This is a genomic window from Streptosporangium sp. NPDC006007 (assembly GCF_040614315.1).
Classification (GTDB): domain Bacteria; phylum Actinomycetota; class Actinomycetes; order Streptosporangiales; family Streptosporangiaceae; genus Streptosporangium.
Window position 1 is genome coordinate 1 of sequence record NZ_JBEXUG010000093.1, and the last position, 2,722, is coordinate 2,722.

4 protein-coding genes are annotated in these 2,722 nt (G+C 54.6%); 2 read left to right on the plus strand and 2 right to left on the minus strand.

Going from position 1 to position 2,722, the window contains the following annotated elements; all coding sequences use genetic code 11:
- The coding region (locus ABZ194_RS30200; protein WP_355600420.1) for a hypothetical protein at positions 1 to 184 on the plus strand (184 nt) is incomplete at its 5' end.
- Between the two features lie 963 nt (positions 185 to 1,147).
- Positions 1,148 to 1,426 carry a transposase family protein gene (locus ABZ194_RS30205; protein WP_355600421.1) on the plus strand — a complete coding sequence of 93 codons (279 nt, stop codon included), beginning with the start codon at positions 1,148 to 1,150 and terminating at the stop codon, positions 1,424 to 1,426.
- A 341-nt stretch (positions 1,427 to 1,767) separates the two neighbouring features.
- Here the strand turns inward: ABZ194_RS30205 and ABZ194_RS30210 are convergent, their stop codons facing one another.
- Positions 1,768 to 2,229 carry a DUF4304 domain-containing protein gene (locus ABZ194_RS30210; protein WP_355600422.1) on the minus strand — a complete coding sequence of 154 codons (462 nt, stop codon included), beginning with the start codon at positions 2,227 to 2,229 and terminating at the stop codon, positions 1,768 to 1,770.
- Positions 2,230 to 2,232: 3 nt separating this feature from the next.
- On the minus strand, positions 2,233 to 2,722 hold a 490-nt coding region (locus ABZ194_RS30215; RefSeq protein ID WP_355600423.1), incomplete at its 5' end, for a polymorphic toxin-type HINT domain-containing protein.

The following is a 2,722-nucleotide window of genomic DNA, read 5'->3' on the forward strand; positions in this document are numbered from 1 at the left end:
GGTTTCCGGTGGTGAAGCACTGGATGCCCGCGGTGATACCGAGCTCGTCGGCGGCGATCTTGGCCAGCGCGGTGACCGCGGCGACCAGCAGTTTGCAGTTTCAGGGAATTGCCAGATCAAACGCTCTGCGACGAGGTTGGAGCCATATAGGGAAAATGTCATGGTGAAGAACTGTGCGCCCTGAAGGTGTTGCGTTGCTGCCCGTTTAGCGCAGGTCAACTCATCAAGGCGACCCTCATCCTTCAACTCCACTAAGCAAGATAAAAAAGCTCATTTGTTACATCCCTTTTATCCATAGATAGCGATGAGGCCCAACATCTCCCAGAGTACAGAGCCTCCTTAGGTCATCGAGAAATATTCGCTCCTTGAGCGAGAATTGGCGAGAGGAATTTAGTAGACTTTCTATTTCTGAAATAATGACCTCCATTTGCGAACGATTGAAGATCGTATCACCATATGCATCTATATGAACAAGGGGGAGCATGTCTCTAAAGGAATTGACTGTAGGATCTCCAGGGGAACGACCATCTCGTCTGACAGTGGCTTGTGAAACTCGCTGAGTAGCCGCATCTTTATGCTTGCCATGCTTTACACCGGATACATAGAGGCTCATTCATAAGGGTTTTCGTCGTTGTTCTTGATCCATGGGGTCGCGCAGGGGTGATGGTCCGGGTTTCTCCGGTTTTGAGTAAGGAGTTGATCAAGCGACGAAAACAGCAACGGTTCCTGCCGTGGAATCTCGGGTGCAAATCACGAGAGACGGAGGAACCGTTGGACTTCCAGAGTATTACCGGCCTGGCTTACGCGCAACTGATTGAGCTGCATAGCCTGGTGCGGGAGCGGGTCGGTGACGTCGCCAAGCCGGGCGGGCGGCCTGCTTGCCTGGGTTTGTTCTCTTCCGTGGTAGTCGTTGTCACCCTTCTCCGAACGAATATGACGCAGAATGAGATCGCGGGGTTTTCGGGGTTTCGCAGTCGACGGTGAGCAGGCGATGGGATCTGATCCGGCCTGTTCTCGCGCCGGCCCCACGGTCTTTCGTCCCGTTCCCCCGGGAAGTGATCGGATCGGGGGATGTACTGGTGGACGGGACCTTCGCCCCTGTTCTGAACTGGCGCGATGCGACCGGCATGTACAGCGGGAAGCGCAAATGTACTTGTTTCAACCTGCAGATCGCGGCTTCTCCGTCGGCGAGCCGGTGCCGGGTTCGCGGCACGATGCCCGAGCTTTTCATGAGTCTGGCCTGGCCGATCAGCTCGAAGGGATGGTGAAGTGCGGCGATAAAGGGTATCAGGGGCACGTGGAATTCAGTCCGAACAAGAGGCGGTCAAAGACCGGAAGGCTGCATCCGGATATCGCGAGGAATAATGCCATCAGAAATTCGATGCGCGCGGCCGTCGAGAGGGCGATTGCTCATCTCAAGGGCTGAAGAATGCCGTCCACGCCGTTCCGGGCATCGCTGCACAAGTCCCAAGACGCGTACATGACTATAGTGGAACTCTATTTCTTCAAATGGCTAGACTTTCCACTTTCCGAATAAGCCTCGGTGATTTGCGCGAGGTTCTTGACTCCTTCGCCGACAATGAGATCCACCACCGGCTTGGCCTCGGTGCGGCCGGTCTCGGGGTCGGTGGTCAGAAGCCTGTCGTCGGCTTCATTCCGGTTTCATCCGCCCCCAAAAGGAGCCGAATAAGCCATCGACTTCAAACATCTATTCGAAGTTAGAGGGTTCGCCGAGGCGCATCAGAGCAGCACCCAACACCGATAGAACTAATCGAGCATCTCACTGATTTCCCGATGAACAAACACCCCTCCATCCAACATATCAGACTTCAGGAGTCTCTTGAGTCCCGCGAAATCAACAATGTCTCCCACAGTCCGAGCAACGGGAACTCCAATCCCAGCGGCTATGGCGGAGTGCCTTTCTGCCTCGCTCATTCGTATGGGTTTTTCCTCGTCAAGCAAACTCAAGGTATCACAGGAAACACAATTCAACGCCTCAACCCTGAAGCGAACCAAGCACTTTGGCTCCGGAATCCAGTCTCCATATAGACGATCAACCAAAGAGAAGCCGATGTTTATGTAGCACAGGTCATCCCATCTCGATCGCTGAATGTTTACAATCGCATATATTTCTTCTCCGCGTCGATACCAGTTGTCGCCGCGGCGTCGAAAGTTCAGGGGCCTAAGGGTTTCATTGAACACGTTTGCTAGCGCAACTCTATTTATCATTTCCTACCTTTTGTAAATATCGAGAATGCCATTCCATTTTTTGCCGGTGATTCGCTCCAGCTCGGCTACATAACGAGCCAGCTGTCGACGCCCAGTGGCTATGCTGCTCGGGGCATCAGACTTCAGTTCGCGCACCACCCTGTTCTTCCAGTCGATCGCATCCGGTCTTCCACCACTCGGAAGACGCTCTTCGTATTTATAACCACTACCCAACGCGGTTCGGTAGTTTTTGTGCGTGAGTCGACCGCGAGCAGCATCAACGTTTTCACCAGAGGTAAACCTGCCATTGGCATCACGGGGACAGTTGGCGTTGTGAACAAGAACGTCGGCGACTCCTGCCCCGACATGGTAGGTGTGCGTGTCGGCGATGGTGAGGTTGTGGACTCGTTGGCTGTTGACGGTGCGCTTGGCGATGGCGGTGATTTGGAGGTGGGTTCCGGTGCTGGTGCGTAGCCAGGCTCCGGGGGTGAGCCGGGTGGCGGGGACCCAGGTT